The 20,311-nt window shown below is 51.9% G+C and carries 14 protein-coding genes, 7 tRNA genes, 1 other RNA gene and 1 pseudogene; 5 read left to right on the top strand and 18 right to left on the bottom strand.

Annotated elements, in window-relative coordinates; genetic code table 11:
- Positions 1–140: 140 nt before the first annotated feature.
- The 3 genes from Q0Z70_RS01725 to Q0Z70_RS01735 form a co-directional block, all read right to left on the bottom strand.
- Entirely contained in the window at positions 141–1,478 is a 1,338-nt protein-coding gene (locus tag Q0Z70_RS01725; RefSeq protein ID WP_298072054.1) for a transglutaminase family protein, read from the bottom strand.
- A gap of 16 nt (positions 1,479–1,494) precedes the next feature.
- A complete protein-coding gene (locus tag Q0Z70_RS01730; protein ID WP_298072056.1) occupies positions 1,495–2,670 on the bottom strand; it encodes a dipeptide epimerase in 1,176 nt (391 codons plus the stop codon).
- A 126-nt stretch (positions 2,671–2,796) separates the two neighbouring features.
- The gene (locus Q0Z70_RS01735) at positions 2,797–4,005 is read right to left on the bottom strand and encodes an NlpC/P60 family protein (RefSeq protein ID WP_298072058.1); all 1,209 of its coding nucleotides are present in this window, start codon (positions 4,003–4,005) and stop codon (positions 2,797–2,799) included.
- Between the two features lie 100 nt (positions 4,006–4,105).
- Between Q0Z70_RS01735 and rnpB the strand changes: the two genes are divergently transcribed.
- Positions 4,106–4,475, top strand: an RNA gene (gene rnpB, locus Q0Z70_RS01740) — RNase P RNA component class A.
- Positions 4,476–4,844: 369 nt separating this feature from the next.
- Here the strand turns inward: rnpB and Q0Z70_RS01745 are convergent.
- The 6 genes and pseudogenes from Q0Z70_RS01745 to Q0Z70_RS01770 form a co-directional block, all read right to left on the bottom strand.
- Entirely contained in the window at positions 4,845–5,051 is a 207-nt protein-coding gene (locus Q0Z70_RS01745; protein ID WP_298072060.1) for a hypothetical protein, read from the bottom strand.
- 170 nt (positions 5,052–5,221) lie between these two features.
- A complete protein-coding gene (locus Q0Z70_RS01750) occupies positions 5,222–5,914 on the bottom strand; it encodes a hypothetical protein (RefSeq protein ID WP_298072062.1) in 693 nt (230 codons plus the stop codon).
- A gap of 128 nt (positions 5,915–6,042) precedes the next feature.
- Complete coding sequence (locus Q0Z70_RS01755) at positions 6,043–6,609, bottom strand: hypothetical protein (RefSeq protein ID WP_298072064.1); 567 nt, start codon at positions 6,607–6,609, stop codon at positions 6,043–6,045.
- 341 nt (positions 6,610–6,950) lie between these two features.
- Positions 6,951–7,100, bottom strand: a pseudogene (locus Q0Z70_RS01760) (IS982 family transposase); the annotation flags it as partial.
- Positions 7,101–7,206: 106 nt separating this feature from the next.
- Positions 7,207–9,672 (bottom strand): beta-galactosidase GalB, encoded by a 2,466-nt coding sequence (galB, locus tag Q0Z70_RS01765; RefSeq protein WP_298072188.1) that lies wholly within the window; start codon positions 9,670–9,672, stop codon positions 7,207–7,209.
- A gap of 19 nt (positions 9,673–9,691) precedes the next feature.
- A complete protein-coding gene (locus Q0Z70_RS01770) occupies positions 9,692–10,864 on the bottom strand; it encodes a glycosyl hydrolase 53 family protein (protein WP_298072065.1) in 1,173 nt (390 codons plus the stop codon).
- A 279-nt stretch (positions 10,865–11,143) separates the two neighbouring features.
- On the opposite strand from Q0Z70_RS01770, the gene Q0Z70_RS01775 reads away from it, so the two are divergent.
- Both Q0Z70_RS01775 and Q0Z70_RS01780 read left to right on the top strand, forming a co-directional pair.
- Positions 11,144–12,148 (top strand): LacI family DNA-binding transcriptional regulator, encoded by a 1,005-nt coding sequence (locus tag Q0Z70_RS01775; protein WP_298072068.1) that lies wholly within the window; start codon positions 11,144–11,146, stop codon positions 12,146–12,148.
- Between the two features lie 25 nt (positions 12,149–12,173).
- Positions 12,174–13,532 carry an MFS transporter gene (locus Q0Z70_RS01780; protein WP_298072070.1) on the top strand — a complete coding sequence of 453 codons (1,359 nt, stop codon included), beginning with the start codon at positions 12,174–12,176 and terminating at the stop codon, positions 13,530–13,532.
- A gap of 347 nt (positions 13,533–13,879) precedes the next feature.
- On the opposite strand, the gene Q0Z70_RS01785 is transcribed toward Q0Z70_RS01780, so the two are convergent.
- Positions 13,880–13,952, bottom strand: a tRNA-Arg gene (locus Q0Z70_RS01785).
- Positions 13,953–14,181: 229 nt separating this feature from the next.
- Between Q0Z70_RS01785 and asnA the strand changes: the two genes are divergently transcribed.
- Both asnA and ung read left to right on the top strand, forming a co-directional pair.
- Positions 14,182–15,219 carry an aspartate--ammonia ligase gene (gene asnA, locus Q0Z70_RS01790; protein ID WP_298072072.1) on the top strand — a complete coding sequence of 346 codons (1,038 nt, stop codon included), beginning with the start codon at positions 14,182–14,184 and terminating at the stop codon, positions 15,217–15,219.
- A 25-nt stretch (positions 15,220–15,244) separates the two neighbouring features.
- Complete coding sequence (gene ung / locus Q0Z70_RS01795; RefSeq protein WP_298072075.1) at positions 15,245–15,907, top strand: uracil-DNA glycosylase; 663 nt, start codon at positions 15,245–15,247, stop codon at positions 15,905–15,907.
- Positions 15,908–15,987: 80 nt separating this feature from the next.
- Here ung and Q0Z70_RS01800 read toward each other — a convergent pair.
- The 8 genes from Q0Z70_RS01800 to Q0Z70_RS01835 form a co-directional block, all read right to left on the bottom strand.
- A tRNA-Gly gene (locus tag Q0Z70_RS01800) sits at positions 15,988–16,060 on the bottom strand.
- Positions 16,061–16,083: 23 nt separating this feature from the next.
- Positions 16,084–16,165, bottom strand: a tRNA-Leu gene (locus Q0Z70_RS01805).
- A 24-nt stretch (positions 16,166–16,189) separates the two neighbouring features.
- A tRNA-Gly gene (locus Q0Z70_RS01810) sits at positions 16,190–16,265 on the bottom strand.
- Positions 16,266–16,280: 15 nt separating this feature from the next.
- Positions 16,281–16,364: transfer RNA gene (locus Q0Z70_RS01815), tRNA-Leu, on the bottom strand.
- Between the two features lie 37 nt (positions 16,365–16,401).
- Positions 16,402–16,486: transfer RNA gene (locus Q0Z70_RS01820), tRNA-Leu, on the bottom strand.
- 24 nt (positions 16,487–16,510) lie between these two features.
- Positions 16,511–16,586: transfer RNA gene (locus Q0Z70_RS01825), tRNA-Gly, on the bottom strand.
- 98 nt (positions 16,587–16,684) lie between these two features.
- Positions 16,685–17,824: a carboxynorspermidine decarboxylase gene (nspC, locus tag Q0Z70_RS01830; protein ID WP_298072190.1), complete on the bottom strand. Its 1,140-nt coding sequence runs from the start codon at positions 17,822–17,824 to the stop codon at positions 16,685–16,687.
- 61 nt (positions 17,825–17,885) lie between these two features.
- Entirely contained in the window at positions 17,886–20,237 is a 2,352-nt protein-coding gene (locus tag Q0Z70_RS01835; RefSeq protein WP_298072192.1) for an ATP-dependent helicase, read from the bottom strand.
- Positions 20,238–20,311: the final 74 nt, after the last annotated feature.

Raw genomic sequence — 20,311 nt, forward strand, 5'->3', positions numbered from 1 at the left:
ACAACAGGGGAAAAACAACATGGGCAAACGTCTCTCGACGAGTGTATACTGTTGGACGCCCTAAATTGACCACTAACGTTTCCGCTTCTAAAGAGATGCTTCACCGATTGGAAAAAGGAAGCATCATGCGGAGCATAGGGTTAATAGTTCAGATACTCGACATCCATGTGGTAATCCCACTCTGTGAAGTACAGGTTGCCACCTGCCCACTCCACTTCGCCGCGCTGGAAATCCACCGTCTCGCTTCGCGGATATTTCTTTTCGGGCACGAGCGGCATGCCATAATCGGAGTTCACCACCATGCGCCACGAGTCGATGCCGCCTAAGTAGAAATAGGGCTGGCCGGCCTTTTCCGCATACGAAGCCAGGCCGAACGACTGGTCGACAGGCACCCAGCCGATGCCTTCGAAGTAGACTTCCGCCCAGTCGTGCAGGTTCCAGGCATGAGGTTGCATCATAAAGCCGCTCTGGAAGTGGGCAGGAATGCCCGCAATGCGACACAAAGTAATGAAGAGCAGCGTTACCTGACCGCAATCGCCATGACGATTGTCGAGCACATATTCAGGAATGTTGTCGATGGTAGAATACTCGCGAGCCGAGGCCCAAGGGAAGTGATCGTCCACCCAACGGAAAATGCGGCAGGCCTTCAAATAGGGATTATCTTCGCCTTCTGTCAAATTGTCAGCCAGCCGGAGCAGTCGGGGCGTGAAGACGATGTGACAGTCGCGTTCGGACGTATAACGCCGATAGAGTTCCGTTGTGGTATCATAGGGCAAGACATCAGAGGGACGAATGTCGTGCCACTCGCCATAAGAGGTGTATTCAAACGTTTCCGAGAAGACGGTAGGCTCTCCATTCACTGCCCGTTTCTCCATGTAGAGGGTGCTGTGCGTCGTGCCTTCAGAGGTCAGTGTGTACGAAGGTTCGCTGGCAGTTATCAGCTTCACGTCCTGCTGACGGAAAATATCCGTGCGCGGATAGGGCAACCAACAACGCACCACTTCGCCTGCAGGCACAGCATTGGTGTCGACGGTCAACGTATAAGTGATGCGCATGCGCTTGGGAGCAGCCAGGTATGAGCCGTTTCGTCCGTCGGCAGCAGCCAGAATTTCGGACAGGTTCTCAGCATTCACGCGGTCGTTGGTACTCACCGGTTCGCCTTCCTTGGCTAATTTCGTCTCACGGCATAGGGAGTCGATGCGGAAAAGATTGGGGCCCGCATTGCGGAAGTAACGCTTCTCGCCATCGAGCGTCATACACTCCAATGCGCCCGACTTCTCCCATTGTCGCATCTGTTCGTCGGTCACATCGGGCAGGTAACGACGGATGTAATCCTTCACTTGCGCCTCCGTCAGGCAGAAATCGGTCAGGAGACGATGGTGCAAGTCGGCCTCCCACGAGTAGGAAGCATCGGACGCCTTGCGGTTGCAGGCCGAAAAGACCAGCAGAAGCAAGACAAGATAAAGCAGGTTTTTCATATTGAATGGAAAATCATTAATCAGTAATCACCACCCCAATGCCAGGCAAATCGGGCAACACGATCTTTCCCTTGACCACTTCCATGCCGCGAAAGCGGTCGTTGGCTATCAGCAAATTGCCGTCGAGGTCGGCAAAATCGACCGCAGGCGAGAGCTGGGCAGCCGCCGAACATGCACATGAAGTCTCCGTCATGCAGCCCACCATCACCTTCATGTCGAGCGCACGGGCCAGGTTGAGCATCTTCCATGCTTCGCGCATGCCTGTACATTTCATCAGTTTGATGTTGATGCCCGTATAGACGCCTTTCAGTGCAGCTACATCCTTCAGGCGCTGGACGCCCTCGTCCGCAAAGATGGGCAGGGGACTCTGCCGGGTAATCCAGGCGATGTCGTCTATCCGCTCCTTAGGCATGGGCTGCTCCACCATGACAATGCCTTGCTCCTTGAGCCAGTATATCATGTCGAGGGCTTGCAGACGGTCGGTCCATCCCTGGTTGGCATCCACAGCGATGGGCAGGGACGTGACCGAACGGATGGTTTCGATCATCTCCTTGTCGTTGTCGCCTCCGAGCTTTACCTTGAGGATGTTGAAGCGGTCGGCACACTCTTTTGTTTTCTCACGAACCACATCGGCCGTGTCGATGCCGATGGTGAAGGTGGTCGAAGGCGCCTTGTCCTTGTTCAACCCCCAAAGTTTATACCAGGGTGCCTGCAAGAGTTTGCCCACAAGGTCGTGCAGGGCGATGTCCACCGCTGCCTTGGCCGCCGCATTACTCTCAGACAGGCTGTCGACATAAGCCAGAATATCCTCCATCTGGAAGGGGTCTGAGAACCGGCCAATGCCTTCCTGCACCCGCCTTAGAAAGGCCATCACGCTGTCCATCGTGCCCAATTCCTTCTGCAAGTAGGGCGGCATGGAAGCCTCGCCATAGCCGATAACACCGTCATACTCCAGCTCCACCTGCACGTCGGGCGTCGTACTGCGTGAATAGGCAGCCACGGTAAAGACATGGCGCAGCTTCAATTCGTAAGGGAAGAAGCGCAACTTCATCTGTGCCCCCACTCCACTCTTTCTGTTCAGATTGAACCATGCGCCCTGTTTCTTTTCAACAGCCAGCGCCTCGTTTATCACCATGCCTGAACCCAATGCGGCAAAGGCCGCCGTCTTCAGGAAATCTCTTCTGTTTTGCATTGTATCCTTATATGTTTCAACGTTTCTGAATTTGTTCGTCCGCCAGCGGCGGCATCCTCTCGACAAAGCAGTGCTTTGCAGAGAAGAAAACGGTGTTTTGCGAAGGGGAAAGCAATACTTTCCTGTTCACCACCGATAGTAAGGGTTCTCGTCCGTCGTGCTCAGCCCCTTCTCCTTATTTATAGAAGGAAGCACGCGCACGGCGAAAAGCAGGCGCCCCAGGTTGAATTCATCGAACAGTTCGTCCTGCGGGTCGAAGCTGCTGATGTGCACATCGCCCTGCGAATGGATAAAGCGGCGGCCTCCAACGTAAAGGGCCACGTGCACGACACGCTCCTTGCGTTCGGCCGTAGCCTTGCTTCCGAAGAACACAAGGTCGCCCGGCCGGAGGTTGGAGAAGTCGGGAGCGATGTCGATATGCTGCCCCACATAAGCCTGCTGGGAGGCATCGCGGGGAATGATGATGTCGTGCATGAAGAACACTGTGCGCACGAAGCCGCTACAATCCACGCCCTTCGACGAGGTGCCTCCCCATAGATAAGGCACGCCCGTCAGCGTATGGGCCGTGCGGATGATGCCGGCAGCGTCCCGCTTCAGGCTCTTGCGCCATTCGCTTTCAGGCAAAGCGGCAGCCTTTTCCACATAGCCCCGGCGACCGTCGGGATAGGACACGAGATAGAATCCACCCTTTGTGCCTTCCAGCTTCAGGCGATTGCCTGCCACAACGTCGGACACCGTCTGCGAGCGGCGGTCGGGCCGGGAGTAAACGAAACCGTAATGCGACGTGACAACCACCTTTTCTGCCCGGTTCCAAGCCGTCAATTCCTCACGGGTGACGGGCAGAACACTGACACGATGCGTCCAGGCGATGTAGTCGTCGGGGGTCTGGACGCGATACCATCCGTCGCGTTCGAGCACGCGCACAGGCATGCCCAGCAGGGCTTGCGTCATCATCTCCGACGAGTAGTCGGGCTGTACGTGCAGGCTGGCTACGGAGAGATTGACGATACCATAGGTTTTTCCTTCGAGCGCAGCCTCGTCGGGCAGCACCTTCAGGCAATCCATCACTTCGTAGCCCTCTTTCGACAAAGCCGTTATCAGCTCAGCCTTGGCGGAAGGTGAGGTAGTCTCGCCACGAAGCATCACGCGCTTACCGTCGAATGTATAGTCTGTCTTGAAGAGGGCGACACGCCCGTCAGGGGCATACTTCTGTTTGAGGCTGTCCGTCAGGGCGGCCACTTCGGGCGGAACGTCCCCGTTGGCAGCATAAGTCCTTGTTGCGACCGGCAAGGAGCAGAAGAGCAAAAAGGCAAGAATAAGATAGCTTTTGTTCATGAAATGTCTGTTTGCTGGTGATTAGCAGTAGCAAATCTATGAATTATTTTCCATAATTCCTGTGTTTTCGCTGCGAAAATCGTACTTTTGCCGCCATAAAGCAGTTGGCCGGTCTGCCGCCTGCACTATAGTGTGCATGAGGAAAGTCCGGGCAACACAGAGCGTCCCACTTCCTAACAGAAAGCTGTCCGCAAGGGTAGAGTAACGCAGAAGAAAAGAACCGCCCTCTTTTTGGGAAGGAGGGTAAGGGTGAGAAGGCGGGGTAAGAGCCCACCAGTCTTGTGGCGATACAAGGGCTGTGCGTCTTGGGAGTTGTAAGGTCATGTAAACCGGCGCAAGAAGAGTTGCTCGCTCGATGCCGGAGGGTAGACCGCTAAAGCGCGTATGGTGACATACGGCTCAGATAAATGGCAGACACCTTATCCCCCTCGGACAAGGCACAGAACCCGGCTTACAGGCCAACTGCTTTTCTTTTTATTTAACGTGAGTTCGATATAAGAATATCCCTTTTTATCAGCTATCTTGTCTATGAAAGCTCCCAAATCACTTTGGAAATAATCCGGGAGGGGCCCAAAATAGTCCTGTCAACAAAATCGCCTGATTATCAATGGATATTGTTGACAGGACTGAGTCTTTGGTAAACATTTCCGTGAAAAAATAAAAAATACCTTGTCTTTAAAGGCAGCCTATTTTTTATTGTATTTCATAAAGTTTGTACAGCTCCTGTCACCGTCGACGTAACTTGCTGATAATGAAGCGATATTGTTGACAGGACTAAAAATGTTTTTTTTGCGATGATAATTATTGCTTTCAATCTTTGTTTCCCATTATAAAAACCGTTACTTACATCCGTCGTCCCTTGGCCTGCCTTTATTTCCCCCGATACCAATCCAGAGCAGGCCGTCCGTCGTCTCACTTCCCGGATTCACCGCTGCCGTTCGCCCTACGCCGAACTGACGCGGGGCCCGGCCCATCATGGAATACTTGGGCGAACCCTGACGCCGTGCTTCGTCACTCTCTGACGATGTGCTTCGTTCCCTCCTCATACAGCACTGCATGACACCTTCACGAAGCACTGCGTCGGGACTTCAGGAAGTGCTGCGTGGCGGAGTAAGGGAATAGCGAGTGGAAATAGCAATAAATAGGTAGGATTGTTTGATTTCATCGAACTCACGTTAAATTACGCTTGAGAGAGGAACTTGCAATGCTATTAGGATTATTTGAAAGCAATTATAGGAATTACTTTTGTAGTTCCATATTTTTGATACTTATAGTTCCCAATTTGTCTTGCACATTTCCCTTGAGGAGCTTTAATCACTTGTTTGTCATAAAAATTACTACCCTTTTGAGCTAATATTAAGACTTCTAAGTCGGAAGTATATATAGTTCCTGAAAGAATTTCTCTAATTTCCAACGCAATAGCATCACCAGACTCCAAAACTTTCTGCACTTCAAAATTTTTCCTGCTTACACATTCGCCCGGCTTGTCAAACAATGTTTTTCCAGATGTAATAGCTTCATCTGATCTCAGTCGTTTTACATTATCAATTATCCTAATAGCTGGCACTGTTCTTTCGATTTCTATGATGTTGCTGTATCTATAAGTTCCCACATGTTGAGCGCGTTGGTCGCTTTTGAGAACGATTTCTTGGCCGTCATAAAATTGTTGTTTTTTGTTTGGTATAATAAAAACGGTTGGACCAAAATAATCATTGGCGCAAGCTAATGCACACCCTTCTATTACTTGGGATACTTTAAATTGTGAATATTCCATATAATCTCCAGGCTCTTCAAACATTTCAAGTCCAATAATTCCAGAATTGTCAGACAGATTGCCGCAGAATGAAAAAGCAAATGTCAGTATAATGCCTGTGATTATACCAAGCACATAAATTATCCATTTTTTCATATTTGATGATAGGTTGAGAATACAAAAAAGCTACGCTATCCAAGCAAAGCCTGTAAAATAGCAGAAGATTTTGTATGTTGTGTTAGTTAGTTCTTTAGGTTATTAGCGCAGTGCTCCTCTTTTTGTTTTTAAATATCATCCAAATCTTTTTTGATTTTGGCCTTAACATTTTGAGAATCACGATAACGAATCATTACTCTACCTTCATAATAGCTAGAAGTTTCTATCGACAATTCAATGTCTCCACCTGTTACTTTCCATGTACTTCTCCACACAACTCTTCCTTGACGGACTTCTATCATTAAAGCGGTATTGGAATCATTGATAGCAGGGTTCTTTTCTTTTGAATTGGTTGGCTTGCCATATTTACGAGTGTATAAATCCTTATAATAGCTATAAGTGTTAACGAGCGTTTTCCATTCATCACTTGGATCAAACAATACGACTACGGCAAATACGTTTTTCCCATCATCAGTAGCTTTCACGTCTATAGTCGCATTGCGACCAGTAAAGTCTCCCATAAACAATGCAAGATTGTCTTCACTACCAACAGATGTAAATCCTTTAGCTTTTATTTTTTGACAGAATTCTGTCATACTTCCCTCAATGGGAATACCTTTGAAAGAAAGATGCTCTTGCGCCATAATATTGATTACAGCAAAGAGCAATGCGAATGTGACTAAAATTTTTTTCATTTTATTTTTAAGTCAATGGCTCTTTTAGTTCCAGTTGAGCCGTTAATTATGCAGAAGCGTGGAACTGCAATGCTACCACGTCTAAGTTGGAGGTCGTAGGAAAAACCTTTAGTACGGATATGATAATAGCAGTCCACGCTATAGCGTGAGAACCACTATGCCTTCTCTCGTACTAAGCTCGAAATTTCCTACGTTTCCAACTTACAAGTCAAGCATAACGCTTCTTTCTTTTCTAATATGTCTTGGATAGAGTTGCCTCAATCCGACTGCAAATTTACAAAAAAATCGTAATAATAAGCCTTGTATGGGCAAATTATTGTGACTTAGGTGTGTAATATTTAATGCTTGAAGCAGCAAAAACCACCGGAATGGAACAGGATAAGAACAACCGTCATCTCAGCATCACTCATGCGGTTAGGCTTGTTGCAATGTTTGGTCTTCCTGTCTACAATCATATATTTTCCCTGTTACAATGTAAATTCCTTGCAAAATACACCTCAGGCATGAATTGCACAAGATGAAACAGAGCGTTTATCATCTCCGTAATAGTCTGTGCAATCCACGCCTGAAGAAAACAACAAACAGAAGAAATATGTCTTAAGGAGCAACCTCCAATATCAATTTTCCTGTCCGCAAGCCTTTAGCCCTGGCTTCAAAAATAAGGTTGCCTTCCTGCGAACCGCTCTGTACGATGGCCGTCAGCTGACCGCTGAAAGCGTGCATGCGCGGCAGGTGAAAAAGATCCAGACAGGTGGCATCACCGTTGGCCGTAGCACGATAGGTACCGGCTCCTTTGACGGAGAAGTTCACCAAGCGGTTGTCGGCCGGACAGAGATTACCGTCCTTGTCCACTACACGGACGGTGATGTAGGCCAGATCCTTTCCGTCAGCTGCGAGTTGCATGCGGTCGGCCGTCACTTCCAGGTGATGGGGCTTGCCGGCCGTGCGCACAATCTTCTCTTCGACGGGACGGCCTTCCTTGTCGTAGGCCACGACTTTCAGTTCACCGGCTTCGTAAGGCACATCCATCCACATCAGGCGGTAGCGGCGCTGCAACCACAAATCATCCTTTTCTTTCAACGAAAGCGCTGTTTTCGCATCCAGTTTACGCTGTTTTCCGTAGCTCTTCCCGTTGACAAAGAGTTCGGCTTCGGGGTAGTCGGTATAGACAAAGACGGGCGTGTTCTCCCCTTCCCTGCCGGGCCAGGTCCAGTGGGGAAGCACGTGCAGGGTGTTGCTGCGCTTGTTCCAAAGGCTGCGATAGAGGTAGTAGCGGTCTTTAGGCTGGCCGGCCAGGTCGATGATTCCGAACACGGAGCTATGGCTGGGCCACGCATTGGTGTCATAAGGCGAAGGCTCGCCCAGATAGTCGAAGCCGGTCCATACGAACTGACCGAGTGTCCAGTCATAGTCGTCGGCCAGGGCGAAATCCTCGTCGGGTACGTTCGACCACGAGCAGGCCTCCAGGTCGTAGCCGGAGCATTGGTGGTCGTCATACATGGCCTGCTTCTTCAGTCCGACGGGAAACTTATAGATGCCGCGCGAGCTGACGGTGGAAGCCGTTTCGGAACCCAACACCAGGTTTTGCGGCAATTGGCCATAGGCTTCCGCATAGCGGTGCGTGCGGTAGTTGAAACCGGGCACGTCGAGCAGGGCGGCAAAGCCGTTGCTCAAGACGCACGACACCTGATCCATGCCGCAGGTAACAGGGCGCGTGGGGTCTTCGCGGTGGCAGATGTCCTGCAGGAACGAGGCCACCTTGTAGCCTTCGGGGCTGCACTGGGTGGGCACTTCGTTGCCGATGCTCCACATCACCACGCTGGGACTGTTGCGATACCGGCGGAGCATGTTCACCATATCCCGCTCCGCCCATTCGTCGAAGAAGCGGTGGTAACCGTTCTCACACTTGGCGATGTTCCACTCGTCGAAAGGTTCGAGCATCATCATGAAGCCCATTTCGTCGCAGAGCTGTACCAATTCGGGGGCAGGCATGTTGTGGGAAGTACGGATGGCGTCGCAACCCATATCCTTAAGCAACGTCAGCTGGCGGCGGAGGGCTGCCACATTGACGGCGGCGCCCAACGGACCGAGGTCGTGGTGGTTGCATACTCCCTGAAACTTGCGGTGCTGTCCGTTAAGGAAGAAGCCTTTATCCGCCACCAGCTCAATGCTGCGAATACCAAAGCGCGTGACGTATTCGTCCACCTGACGGCCGTCTGCGTAAATCTTCGAAGAGGCCTTATATAAATAAGGTGTTTCGGGACTCCACAACCGGGGCTTTTCCACGAGGAAATTCTGCTCGAAAGGTTGGCCGTGATTGATTTTCATCGTATTGTCCTTCATAGCCACCACCTGCCCGTCCGGCGAGAGGATTTCGGTGACAATGCGCACATCCTGCCGACCGACACCTTCGACAGTGGTCTTGAGGCAGACAGAAGCATAGTCGGCGGCTACGTGAGGCGTGGTGAGCCGGGTACCCCACACGGGCACATGCACCGGCTCCGTCGCCACGACGTGCACGTTTCTGTACAGGCCCGCCCCCGGATACCAACGGGAAGACTGAGGGCGGTTCTCCAGCCGCACGGCCAAAAGGTTCTTGCGACCGTCCTTATATAAATAAGGTGTAACGTCGCAATGGAATGAATTGTAGCCGTAGGGCCAGAAGCAGGCTTCCTGCCCGTTGACGTAGACATGCGCCTCGCTCATGGCGCCGTCGAACACCAGCGACACCTGCTTGCCCGCAGGAGCGTCGAACGTGGTGCGATACCACCCCACACCCACGTAGGGCAGACCGCCCGTGCGACCCGTTTTCACCGAGGCGGCCGTCTCAAGGTTCTGCGTCACGGCCACGTTCTGCAAGTCGTGGTTCCGGTCGAAAGGGCCGTAGATAGCCCAGTCGTGGGGCACGCTGACCGTTTCCCACTTCGTGTCGTCAAACTCCGGCTTCATGGCGTCGGCCACGTCGCCCTTTGTAAATCTCCAGTTCTTCTCCAACAACGTCTCCGTGCGTTGCTGGGCGGCCATCATCCAGGCCGACAAGAGGCAACACAAGGTTGCCAACATTCTTCGGTTCATACGTTTATCAATATTTAAAGGCATCCATTATTACGGTAGGCTTCCCGTCTGCGGTGAAGGCACCCAAGCGGTATTGGCCCGGCTTGCACTCAGGCTCCCAGTAGAACACTCCCTTGCATCGGCCGGCCGTCTGTTCGCGGCATTCCTTGATGATGCGTGCCAGCTGCTCCTTGCCCTGCCGAAGAACGGCGTTGTCAGCCAGATTGCCATTATCGTCGGCACACTCCATGCCCGTCTCCACCACCATCACGTCGCAATCGTAACGGGTGCTGACGGCCTTGATATTGTCGATACACTCAGTAATGGTACGTTCGGCCGTATATTCGGGGTGCGACTCCCTCGTCCAATAAGGATAGAGCGACATGCCTATCATGTCCCATTTGCCTCCGTTCTTCTTTAGCTCGTCGAAGAACCAAGTATAGAGGTTCTTGTCGTATCCATTATCCAAATGGACAATGACGATGGCTTCGGGGCAGACGGCCTTGACAGCTTCATAGCCCGTATTGATGAAAGCGGCCAGATTGGCCCAGTTGGCCGGATATTTGACGGCAGTCGAAGTGCTGTTCAAGCCTTTCACATCACACTCTTTCACATCATACGAAGCACCGCTGAGCGAGGCATCCTCGTCCCACAACATACCCGGACGGATTTCGTTGCCCACCTGCACCCATTTGGGCGTGATGCCTTCGGCCTTCAGAGCCTGAAGCACGTCGGTGGTATGGGCGGCGACAGCCTGTTTCAACTCATTCAAAGCCAATCCTTTCCACGAGGCAGGCTTGTGCTGCTGGCCGGGGTCTGCCCACCAATCGCTATAATGAAAATCGATCATTACACCCATACCCAAAGCATGGGCACGTTTGGCCTTCACCACAAGGTCGGCCGTATTGCACCAGTTGTTGTGTTCTTCCGGGTTGACCCACACGCGCAAACGGACGGCATTGAGGCCACACTCCTTCATCAGAGCTGTGCATTCGCGCTCCTCGCCGGCCTCGTTGTAGAAACGATGGCCTTGACTTTCCATTTCGGTCACCCAACTGATATCGGCTCCCAAAGCAAACTCCAAGCTTTCCGAACCATTCCCATTTTCTTTTCCATTGTCCTCCTTTGAGGAATTGTTATTGCCGCAAGCCAACAATAAACAGGCTCCAACAAACAATCCCGAAATAACATGACGTTTCATAACAACTACTTTTAATGATTTAATCGCTCTCAAAGATAATGAATGCAAACGACTCACGCAACACAGTAAGTTTTTTCCTTCACCATAAATAAAAAACAAAACGCCTCAACAGCATGCGACGCAATCGTTTGCGAAAACAGATAACCCGATAGTTTTCAATCCATAAAACAAAATCCGATAATTCCTCTATTTTTGCAATGAAAATATAGCAACCTGTAGCCTTTCCCCTTTGCAAGACAAAAATTATTGTCTACCTTTGGATGGAAAATACCTATGTATATGAACAAACCTCAAATCACCATTAAAGACATAGCACATGCCTTAAACGTTTCTCCATCGACCGTATCGCGGGCTTTGAAAAACAACCCGGACATCAGCCTGGAAACGCGCGACCTGATTCACGCCTATGCCCGCGAGCACAATTACAAGCCCAATATACAAGCTGTGAACCTGAGAGCCGGACGAAGCAATACCATCGGGGTCATCGTTCCGCAGATAGTACATTACTTCTTCTCATGTGTACTCAGCGGCATCGAACAAGCATCGTCGGAAGCCGGATACAACATAATCGTTGCCCAAAGTAACGAATCGTATGAACAGGAAGTGAAGATTGTCCATTCATTTCTCGCGGCCCGCGTATGCGGAGTTATCACGTCCTTAGCCAAAGAGACCTCCCACTACGAACACTATCAGGAATTGTTGGATAACAATATTTCCATCGTGTTCTACGATCGTATCTGTACCGGCATCAAGACAGAACGGGTGGTAGTAGACGATTATGCCGGTTCTTTTGCTGCGGTAGAATACATGATACGAACAGGGTGCAAACGAATTTACTTCTACGCTTCATCACCTCATCTTGAAATCACAAAAAACCGGCGTAACGGTTATCTGGACGCCATGAAGAAGTATAAAATACCCGTCGACAATTCCATGATTATCCTCTGTGACACACGGGAACGGGCCGTCGCCATTACTCCCGACCTGCTGAAGAGCCCTGAGCGGCCGGACGGCTTCTTTGCCATCAATGACGAAACGGCAGCGGGCATTCTTCATGCCTGCAAGGCGGCCGGCATCAAGGTTCCTGACGAAGTCTCTATCTGCGGATTTACCAACGGAGATATTGCCCAAAATACAGACCCCAAACTGACAACCGTAGAACAATACGGAGAGGAGATAGGAAGAAGCGCCTTCAATCTCCTTTACGAGAAACTGGAGGGGAAGGCGAAGAGCCCGAACAGAATCGTGCGTACCAAATTGGTAATCAGAGGTACAACCAAATGAAACAATCTAAAAACATAATATGACCATGAAAGCAAAACCTGATTTAAGTTTCTGGAAGCTGTGGAATATCAGCTTCGGTTTTTTCGGTGTACAGATAGCGTATGCCTTGCAAAGCGCAAACATCAGCCGCATATTTGCGACATTGGGGGCCGACCCCCATTCTTTAAGCTATTTCTGGATACTGCCTCCTTTGGCGGGCATCATTGTCCAGCCTATTGTCGGAGCAGCCAGCGACCGCACATGGACACCCTTCGGACGACGCATTCCCTATCTATTCATAGGCTCGCTCATCGCCGTACTCGTGATGTGCCTGTTGCCCAATGCCGGCAGTTTCGGCATGAGTGTAAGTACCGCCATGATTTTCGGTCTCCTTGCCCTTATGTTTCTCGATACTTCCATCAACATGGCCATGCAGCCGTTCAAGATGATGGTGGGCGACATGGTAAACGAAAAACAGAAAGGCCTGGCCTATTCCATTCAGAGTTTCCTTTGCAATGCCGGAAGCCTCGTCGGCTATTTGTTCCCCTTCTTTTTCGCCTGGATAGGAATCCGAAATACAGCCTCACAGGGAGTCATCCCCGACTCTGTCATTTACTCTTTCTACATCGGAGCCGCCATCCTTATCCTGTGTGTCGTCTATACCTCGGTCAAGGTCAAGGAAATGCCTCCCAAGCAATATGCCGAATATCATGGCATCAGCGAAAAGGAAGAGAAAACAAACATGCTGAAACTTTTGGTCAAAGCCCCCAAAACCTTTTGGACAGTCGGACTGGTACAGTTTTTCTGCTGGTTTGCTTTCATGTTCATGTGGACCTATACGAACGGCAGCATCGCAGCCAACGTTTTCGATGCCCCTACCGTAGAACATGCCGTAAACGGGGTAAAGAAGGTACTGCTCGACACCACCAGCCGGGAATATCAGGCGGCAGCCAACTGGGTCGGCGTGCTCTTTGCAGTCCAGGCCATCGGTTCCGTCCTGTGGGCCGTCTGCATTCCGCTGTTCAAGAACCGCCGGCTGGTCTATTCACTCAGTCTCGTATTGGGCGGAATCGGATTTGTTTCCACTTACTTCATACACGACCAACACGTCCTGTTCTTCTCATTCATCCTGATAGGTTGCGCCTGGGCAGCCATGCTGGCCCTTCCTTTCACCATTCTCACCAATTCGTTAGGCGGCAGCCATTTGGGCACCTACCTGGGACTTTTCAACGGCACCATCTGCATTCCGCAGATTGTAGCAGCCGCCTTAGGCGGTACGGTCTTAGCCCTGTTCACTCCCGAAGGCGGTCTGCCTCCCGAAATCAATATGCTTGTCACGGCCGGTATCATGTTGATAGTCGGAGCGGCCTTTGTCTGCCTGATTAAAGAAAGGAAATCCGAATGAGAAAGGGTGAAGTGTCTCCTTTCGGAGGGTCGGGTATGTCCCGATTCGGCACCTTATGTATATATTTATTACCGGTATGGAATACCCTTCCCTGTCGATTAAGTTGATCGACGACGATCGATTAAGTTAAGCGACGATGATCGATTAAGTTAGTCGATGATGATCGATTAAGTTAAGCGATGATGATCGATTAACTTAAGCGATTAGACCCCCTCCAGAACACCTTCTGGCGGGGGTTCGGAATGTCTTTTTTTGACGATGGGAAATGGGGGAAAACAGCCGGAACGGATGTCCGTTTTGTAATTGTTTTTTATCCGGTTGCGCGAATGCTTGCCAACCTCTTTCAGTGACCCGGGTGGGACTCAAACCCACGACCTTCAGAACCGGAATCTGACGCTCTATTCACTAAGCTACCAGGCCTTAATTGCGCGGCAAAAGTATAAAAAATATCCGCACTCTCCTAATATATGCCTGCTTTTTTCAAGATTATTTTGCAGGGAAAGACCGTCGTTTATACTATTAAAAGGAAACACAAAACAAAAATACGCAATCACATTGATATTTTATCCGGCGAAACGGATGCACCGAATAATATTTTATCTATATTTGCCAACCAAATTAACAACATAACTTTAAAAACCATATCCCTATGAGTTATCTGATAACGCCCGAAGACTATAAACCGCTGTTAGACCTGAAGCAGACGGAACTGGGCATCAAGCAAATCAAAGAATTCTTCCAGATAAACCTGTCTTCGGAACTCCGCCTGAGACGTGTCACGGCTCCCCTGTTCGTGCTGAAAGGCATGGGCATCAACGACGACCTGAACGGCGTGGAGCGTCCCGTCTCCTTCCCTATCAAGGACTTGGGCGAGGCGCAGGCCGAAGTGGTGCATTCGCTGGCCAAATGGAAACGCCTCACGCTGTCCGAATACAACATCGAACCGGGTTACGGCATCTACACCGACATGAACGCCATCCGGGCCGACGAAGAGCTGGGCAACCTGCACTCGCTCTACGTGGACCAGTGGGACTGGGAACGCGTCATCACGGCCGCCGACCGCAACATAGACTTCCTCAAGGAGATAGTTACGCGCATCTATGCCGCTATGGTACGCACGGAATACATGGTTTATGAAATGTATCCCCAAATCAAGCCCTGCCTGCCGGAAAAGCTGCACTTCATCCATGCCGAAGAACTGCGCCAACTCTATCCCGCCATGTCTCCCAAAGAACGGGAACAGGCCATTACGAAAAGATATAAAGCCGTATTTCTCGTAGGCATCGGCTGCAAGTTGGGCGACGGAAAGAGACACGACGGACGCGCCCCCGACTATGACGACTATACGACCCCCGGCCTGAACGGTCTGCCCGGCCTGAACGGCGACCTCCTGCTTTGGGACGAACCCCTGCAACGGAACATCGAACTGTCTTCCATGGGCATCCGCGTGGACAAGGCATCCCTGCTCAAACAACTGAAACTGGCGGGAGAAGAAAAACGGCTGGAGCTTTATTTCCACAAACGCCTGATGGACGACACCCTGCCGCTATCCATCGGAGGCGGTATCGGGCAGTCGCGCCTCTGCATGTTCTATCTGCGCAAGGCACACATCGGCGAAATTCAGGCCAGCATCTGGCCCGAACAGATGCGCCGGGAGTGCAGCGAACACAATATCCATCTGATTTAAAGACATAAAACCGATCGACAATCCCATGAACGTTCAAATAGAAGAGAGCTGGAAAAGACGCCTGCAACCCGAATTCGACAAAGATTACTTCGCGACCCTGACCGACTTCGTGCGAACCGAATATCGGAACGGTACCGTATATCCTCCGGGCAAACTCATATTCAATGCTTTCAATCTTTGTCCTTTCGACAAAGTGAAAGTGGTCATCATCGGCCAAGACCCCTATCATGGTCCGGGACAGGCACACGGCCTCTGCTTCTCCGTAAACGACGGAGTGGCCTTCCCGCCGTCTTTAGTCAATATCTTCAAAGAAATCAAAAGCGACACAGGCACCGACACACCCTCCACCGGCAACCTGACCCGCTGGGCAAAACAAGGTGTGCTTCTGTTGAACGCCACCCTGACGGTACGCGCCCATCAGGCCGGTTCTCACCAGAACCGAGGTTGGGAAACCTTTACCGATGCCGTCATCCGCCTGCTGGCAGAAGAAAAAGAGCATTTGGTCTTCATCCTGTGGGGCGCATACGCCCAGCGTAAAGGGGCCTTCATCGACCGCAACCGTCATCTGGTGCTGACTTCGGCCCATCCGTCCCCTCTCTCCGCCTACAACGGCTTCTTTGGAAACAAACACTTCAGCCGCACAAACGAGTACCTGGAGACACACGGAGAAACTGCCATCCAATGGTAAGCCAACTTTAAAGAGATATGTGGAAGCCGTCAACGAACTGCACCCCAAAAGTCTTCTGTCCGACTTTTGGGGTGCATTAGAGCGGAAAACGAGACTCGAACTCGCGACCCCAACCTTGGCAAGGTTGTGCTCTACCAACTGAGCTATTTCCGCAATTATCTGACTTAAAATCTGGGTGCCCAGAACAGGACTCGAACCTGCATGCCTCTCGACACACGCACCTGAAACGTGCGCGTCTACCAATTCCGCCACCTGGGCATTGGGATGTTATAATCATTTCAATGGAGCGGAAAACGAGACTCGAACTCGCGACCCCAACCTTGGCAAGGTTGTGCTCTACCAACTGAGCTATTTCCGCAGTTTTCATGCCGTGTGAAGAGAAGGAGACTCGAACTCCCACGGCATAATTGCCACTACCCCCTCAAAGTAGCGCGTCTACCAATTCCGCCATCTCTCCAGACCTTTCAATCTTTCAAAGAACCGACTACAAAACCTGGTGCCCAGAACAGGACTCGAACCTGCATGCCTCTCGACACACGCACCTGAAACGTGCGCGTCTACCAATTCCGCCACCTGGGCATTGGGATGTTATAATCATTTCAATGGAGCGGAAAACGAGACTCGAACTCGCGACCCCAACCTTGGCAAGGTTGTGCTCTACCAACTGAGCTATTTCCGCAGTTGCGGTTGCAAAGGTAGGTGTTTTTCGTAAACCTGCAAACATTCCGGTTACTTTTTTGCCAAAGAATTTCAAACGGGTAAGCAGCCTTTTGATTATCAGTCCATTCTGTCACGATAATCTTCGTAAGAATATTGTTTAAATATCTTGGCCTCGCCCTTTTCAGTCCACATTCCGATGGCAGGATGCCGGATTCCGTTGAACATATTAGTCTTGACGGTAGTGTAATGAATCATGTCCTCGAATACAATCCGTTCGCCGACCTGCAATTCATGGTCGAAGCTCCAGTCGCCCATATAGTCGCCGCTCAAGCAGGAATTGCCGCCCAGCCGGTAGACATACGGCCCATCCTTCCCCATTCGTGCGCCGTGTACGGCAGGCTGGTAGGGCATCTCCAGACAGTCGGGCATGTGACAGGTGAAGCTCACGTTCAGAATAGCGGTACGGATGCCTCGGTTCTCCACAATGTCCACCACCTCGGACGTCAGCACGCCTGTCTGCCACGTGAAGGCCGAACCGGGTTCAAGGATGATGCGCAGGTTGGGATAACGCTTTCTGAGACCCTTTAGCAAACCGATGAGATGCTCCACGTTGTAGTCCACGCGGGTCATCAGATGGCCGCCACCCAAATTGAGCCACTTCAGTTGAGAAAACCAGCGGGCAAACTTCTCTTCCAGATGCACCAGCGTGTGCTCCAGCTCGTAGGACGACGACTCGCAATGGCAGTGGCAATGGAAGCCTTCGATACCCTGCGGCAGGCAGTCGGGCAGCTGCTCGGCCATGACACCGAAGCGAGTACCGGGAGCGCAGGGATTGTAGAGTTCAGTCTCCACCTCCGAATATTCTGGATTTACGCGGATGCCGCACGAAATGCCGCTTCCCTCAGCCTCCACCCTCGGATAGAAGCGGCGGAACTGCGACAGGGAGTTGAACGTGATGTGGCTACTGCATCGCATGATTTCGGGGAAGTCGGCTTCGGTATAGGCCGGCGAATAGGTGTGCGCCTTGTTTCCGAACTCTTCGAGTGCCAGACGCGCCTCGTAGACGGAACTGGCCGTAGAATGGTCGATGTACTCGCGGAAGATGGGGAACGAGCGCCACATGGCAAACGACTTGAAGGCGAGGATGATTTCCACGCCGGCACGGTCGGCCACGCTTTTAATGAGTGTCAGGTTTCTGCGCAACAACTCTTCTTCCATGATGTAGCAGGGAGAAGGGAAAAGGGTAAAGTCTATCATGTATCTGTCTTTATTCATATTCTTGTAAAGCACTTATATTATTGAAATGCTTTTCCGAGGCTTATCCGATGACCTTGAAGCGGGCAAAGCGCAGAAGCAGCTGTTTCTCGCCCGCATGCTCGAAGCGGATGGTAGCCTTGGCATTGTCGTCTGCGCCTTCCACCCGCAACACTTCGCCGCGACCGAAACGCTCGTGCTCAATGATCTGTCCGACTTGCAGGCCTCCCCTGCCCGACGAAGCCGGAACGGAAGTCGTCGTGGTCTCCACCCGCTTCAGCTTACGAGGCGCAACAGGCGCAACGAGCGGTTCGCGCGAAAATTCCCGTCCGTCTGCGGGCGATGAAGCCGATGTGCCATACCGGGAACGTGAGGCGGGACGGAACAGATCGTCCGATGAACGGCGGAAGCGTTCGGCCCCCTCGTCCACCCTGCGGCCCAGCAGAAAGTCCTGCGGCAGGCTCAGGTAGCGGGAATCTATATCGTGCAGGAAGCGACTTGGACTGCCGAACTCCGTCTTTCCATAACGCATGCGTGTCTTGGCATACGACAGGAAACAGTGTTCTTCGGCACGGGTGATGGCTACGTAGAACAGGCGGCGCTCCTCCTCAAGGGCACGGGGCGATTCACTTGCCATAGCGCTGGGAAAGAGGTTCTCTTCCATTCCCACCACGAAAACGTTGCGGAACTCCAATCCCTTGGCCGAATGGACAGTCATCAGCGTAATCTTCTCGCTGTCGTCGTCCTTGTCCAAATCCTGATCTGTGAGCAGAGACACTTCGGAAAGGAAATCTCCCAGGGCGATATGTCCGTTCCCCTCCTCCAACCGCTCGGCACAGAAATCTTTCATTCCGTTCACCAGTTCCTCGATATTCTCCTTGCGGCTGAGGTTTTCGGGCGAGTTGTCCTGGCAGACGTCATTGATGATGCCCGCCTGCCGCACGATGTCGTCGCCCAGTTCGTAGGCATTCTTCCGCCCCAGATCTTCCATAAAAGAGGCTATCAGGTCGCGGAAACTTTGGAGCTTGCCTGCCGTGCCCTTGTTGAAGTTCAGGCTGTAGGCCGGCGGCTCGCAAAGGACGGTCCACAGGCTGACGCCGTTCACCGCAGCCGCAGTCGCAATCTTGCTCACCGTCGTGTCGCCGATGCCGCGGGCCGGATAATTGATGATGCGCTTGAAAGCCTCTTCATCATGGGGGTTGGCCACGAGGCGGAAGTAGGCTATCACATCCTTGACTTCCTTGCGCTGATAGAAGGACAGGCCTCCGTAGATGCGGTAGGGCATGTTGCGCTTGCGCAGGGTTTCCTCGAAGATGCGGCTTTGGGCATTGGTGCGGTAGAGCACGGCAAAGTCGGCATATCCGCAGCCCGTCCGGCGGTGCAGGGCGGCTATCTTGTTCGCCACCATCTCGCCTTCCTCCACGTCACTGTAGGCCTGGAGGACACCGATAGGTTCGCCCCGGTCTTTTTCGGAGAAGACGTCCTTGTGTATCTGCCGCAGGTTCTTGCTAATCAAACTGTTGGCGGCGGACACAATGGTCTGTGTGGAGCGGTAGTTCTGCTCCAGTTTGAAGACGCGCGTGCCCGGATAGGTCTTGGTAAAACCGAGGATGTTGTCGATGTCGGCCCCGCGAAAGGAGTAGATACTCTGTGCGTCGTCGCCCACCACGCAGACATGCCGGTGCTCCCCCGCCAGCTGGAGCACGATGCTATGTTGGGCCACGTTTGTGTCCTGATACTCGTCTACCAGGATGTAGCGGAACTGTTCCCGATAGCGGGCCAGCACATCTGGATGATCGCGGAAGAGCAGGAAGGTATAAAACAGCAGGTCGTCGAAGTCCATCGAGTCGGCCAGCCGGCAACGCTCCCAATAGCGGCGGTACACGTCGTGCAGGGCAGGTACCGACGACGCACAATCGTATTCATACGCTTCCTTGTTGCGGGCATAGTCGCCGGGCGACACGAGGTGGTTCTTCGCATTGGAGATGCGCGACTGAATCAGTCCGGGCTTGTACACCTTCTCGTCGAGCTTCATCTCCTTGACGATGGAGCGTATCAGGCTCTTGCTGTCGGCCGTGTCGTAGACGGTAAATTGGGGCGTGAAGCCCAGCACATCGGCTTCGGCATGCAGGATGCGCAGGAAGAGGCTGTGGAAAGTTCCCATCCACAACCGGCGCGCCTGCTCGGAACCCACCTGACGGCCGATGCGCATCTTCATCTCGCGTGCCGCCTTGTTCGTGAAAGTAAGGGCCAGAATGTTCCACGGCCGGTAGCCGTTCTCCAGCAGCCAGGCTATCTTGCAGGTCAGCACACGGGTCTTCCCCGAACCCGCCCCCGCCACTACCAATGAGGGGCCGTCGTTGTAGAGCACGGCGGCACGCTGGCTCTCGTTCAGTTGGTTGATATAGTCGGACATCATCAGTCTGTTTTCTCTTATTATATAATGTGATGCAAAGATAATGCAAAGATACGGAAAAGCCGCAAACATTT

This window comes from uncultured Bacteroides sp. (assembly GCF_947632445.1).
Taxonomy (GTDB): domain Bacteria; phylum Bacteroidota; class Bacteroidia; order Bacteroidales; family Bacteroidaceae; genus Bacteroides.

Coding starts and splice junctions, on each gene's coding strand:
- ung (WP_298072075.1), top strand. CDS start 15,245: ATGAACGTTCAAATAGAAGAGAGCTGGAAAAGACGCCTGCAACCCGAA.
- Q0Z70_RS01725 (WP_298072054.1), bottom strand. CDS start 1,478: ATGAAAAACCTGCTTTATCTTGTCTTGCTTCTGCTGGTCTTTTCGGCC.
- nspC (WP_298072190.1), bottom strand. CDS start 17,824: ATGATAGACTTTACCCTTTTCCCTTCTCCCTGCTACATCATGGAAGAA.
- Q0Z70_RS01745 (WP_298072060.1), bottom strand. CDS start 5,051: ATGAGGAGGGAACGAAGCACATCGTCAGAGAGTGACGAAGCACGGCGT.
- Q0Z70_RS01775 (WP_298072068.1), top strand. CDS start 11,144: ATGAACAAACCTCAAATCACCATTAAAGACATAGCACATGCCTTAAAC.
- Q0Z70_RS01735 (WP_298072058.1), bottom strand. CDS start 4,005: ATGAACAAAAGCTATCTTATTCTTGCCTTTTTGCTCTTCTGCTCCTTG.
- Q0Z70_RS01750 (WP_298072062.1), bottom strand. CDS start 5,914: ATGAAAAAATGGATAATTTATGTGCTTGGTATAATCACAGGCATTATA.
- Q0Z70_RS01780 (WP_298072070.1), top strand. CDS start 12,174: ATGAAAGCAAAACCTGATTTAAGTTTCTGGAAGCTGTGGAATATCAGC.
- Q0Z70_RS01730 (WP_298072056.1), bottom strand. CDS start 2,670: ATGCAAAACAGAAGAGATTTCCTGAAGACGGCGGCCTTTGCCGCATTG.
- galB (WP_298072188.1), bottom strand. CDS start 9,672: ATGTTGGCAACCTTGTGTTGCCTCTTGTCGGCCTGGATGATGGCCGCC.
- Q0Z70_RS01755 (WP_298072064.1), bottom strand. CDS start 6,609: ATGAAAAAAATTTTAGTCACATTCGCATTGCTCTTTGCTGTAATCAAT.
- Q0Z70_RS01770 (WP_298072065.1), bottom strand. CDS start 10,864: ATGAAACGTCATGTTATTTCGGGATTGTTTGTTGGAGCCTGTTTATTG.
- Q0Z70_RS01835 (WP_298072192.1), bottom strand. CDS start 20,237: ATGTCCGACTATATCAACCAACTGAACGAGAGCCAGCGTGCCGCCGTG.
- asnA (WP_298072072.1), top strand. CDS start 14,182: ATGAGTTATCTGATAACGCCCGAAGACTATAAACCGCTGTTAGACCTG.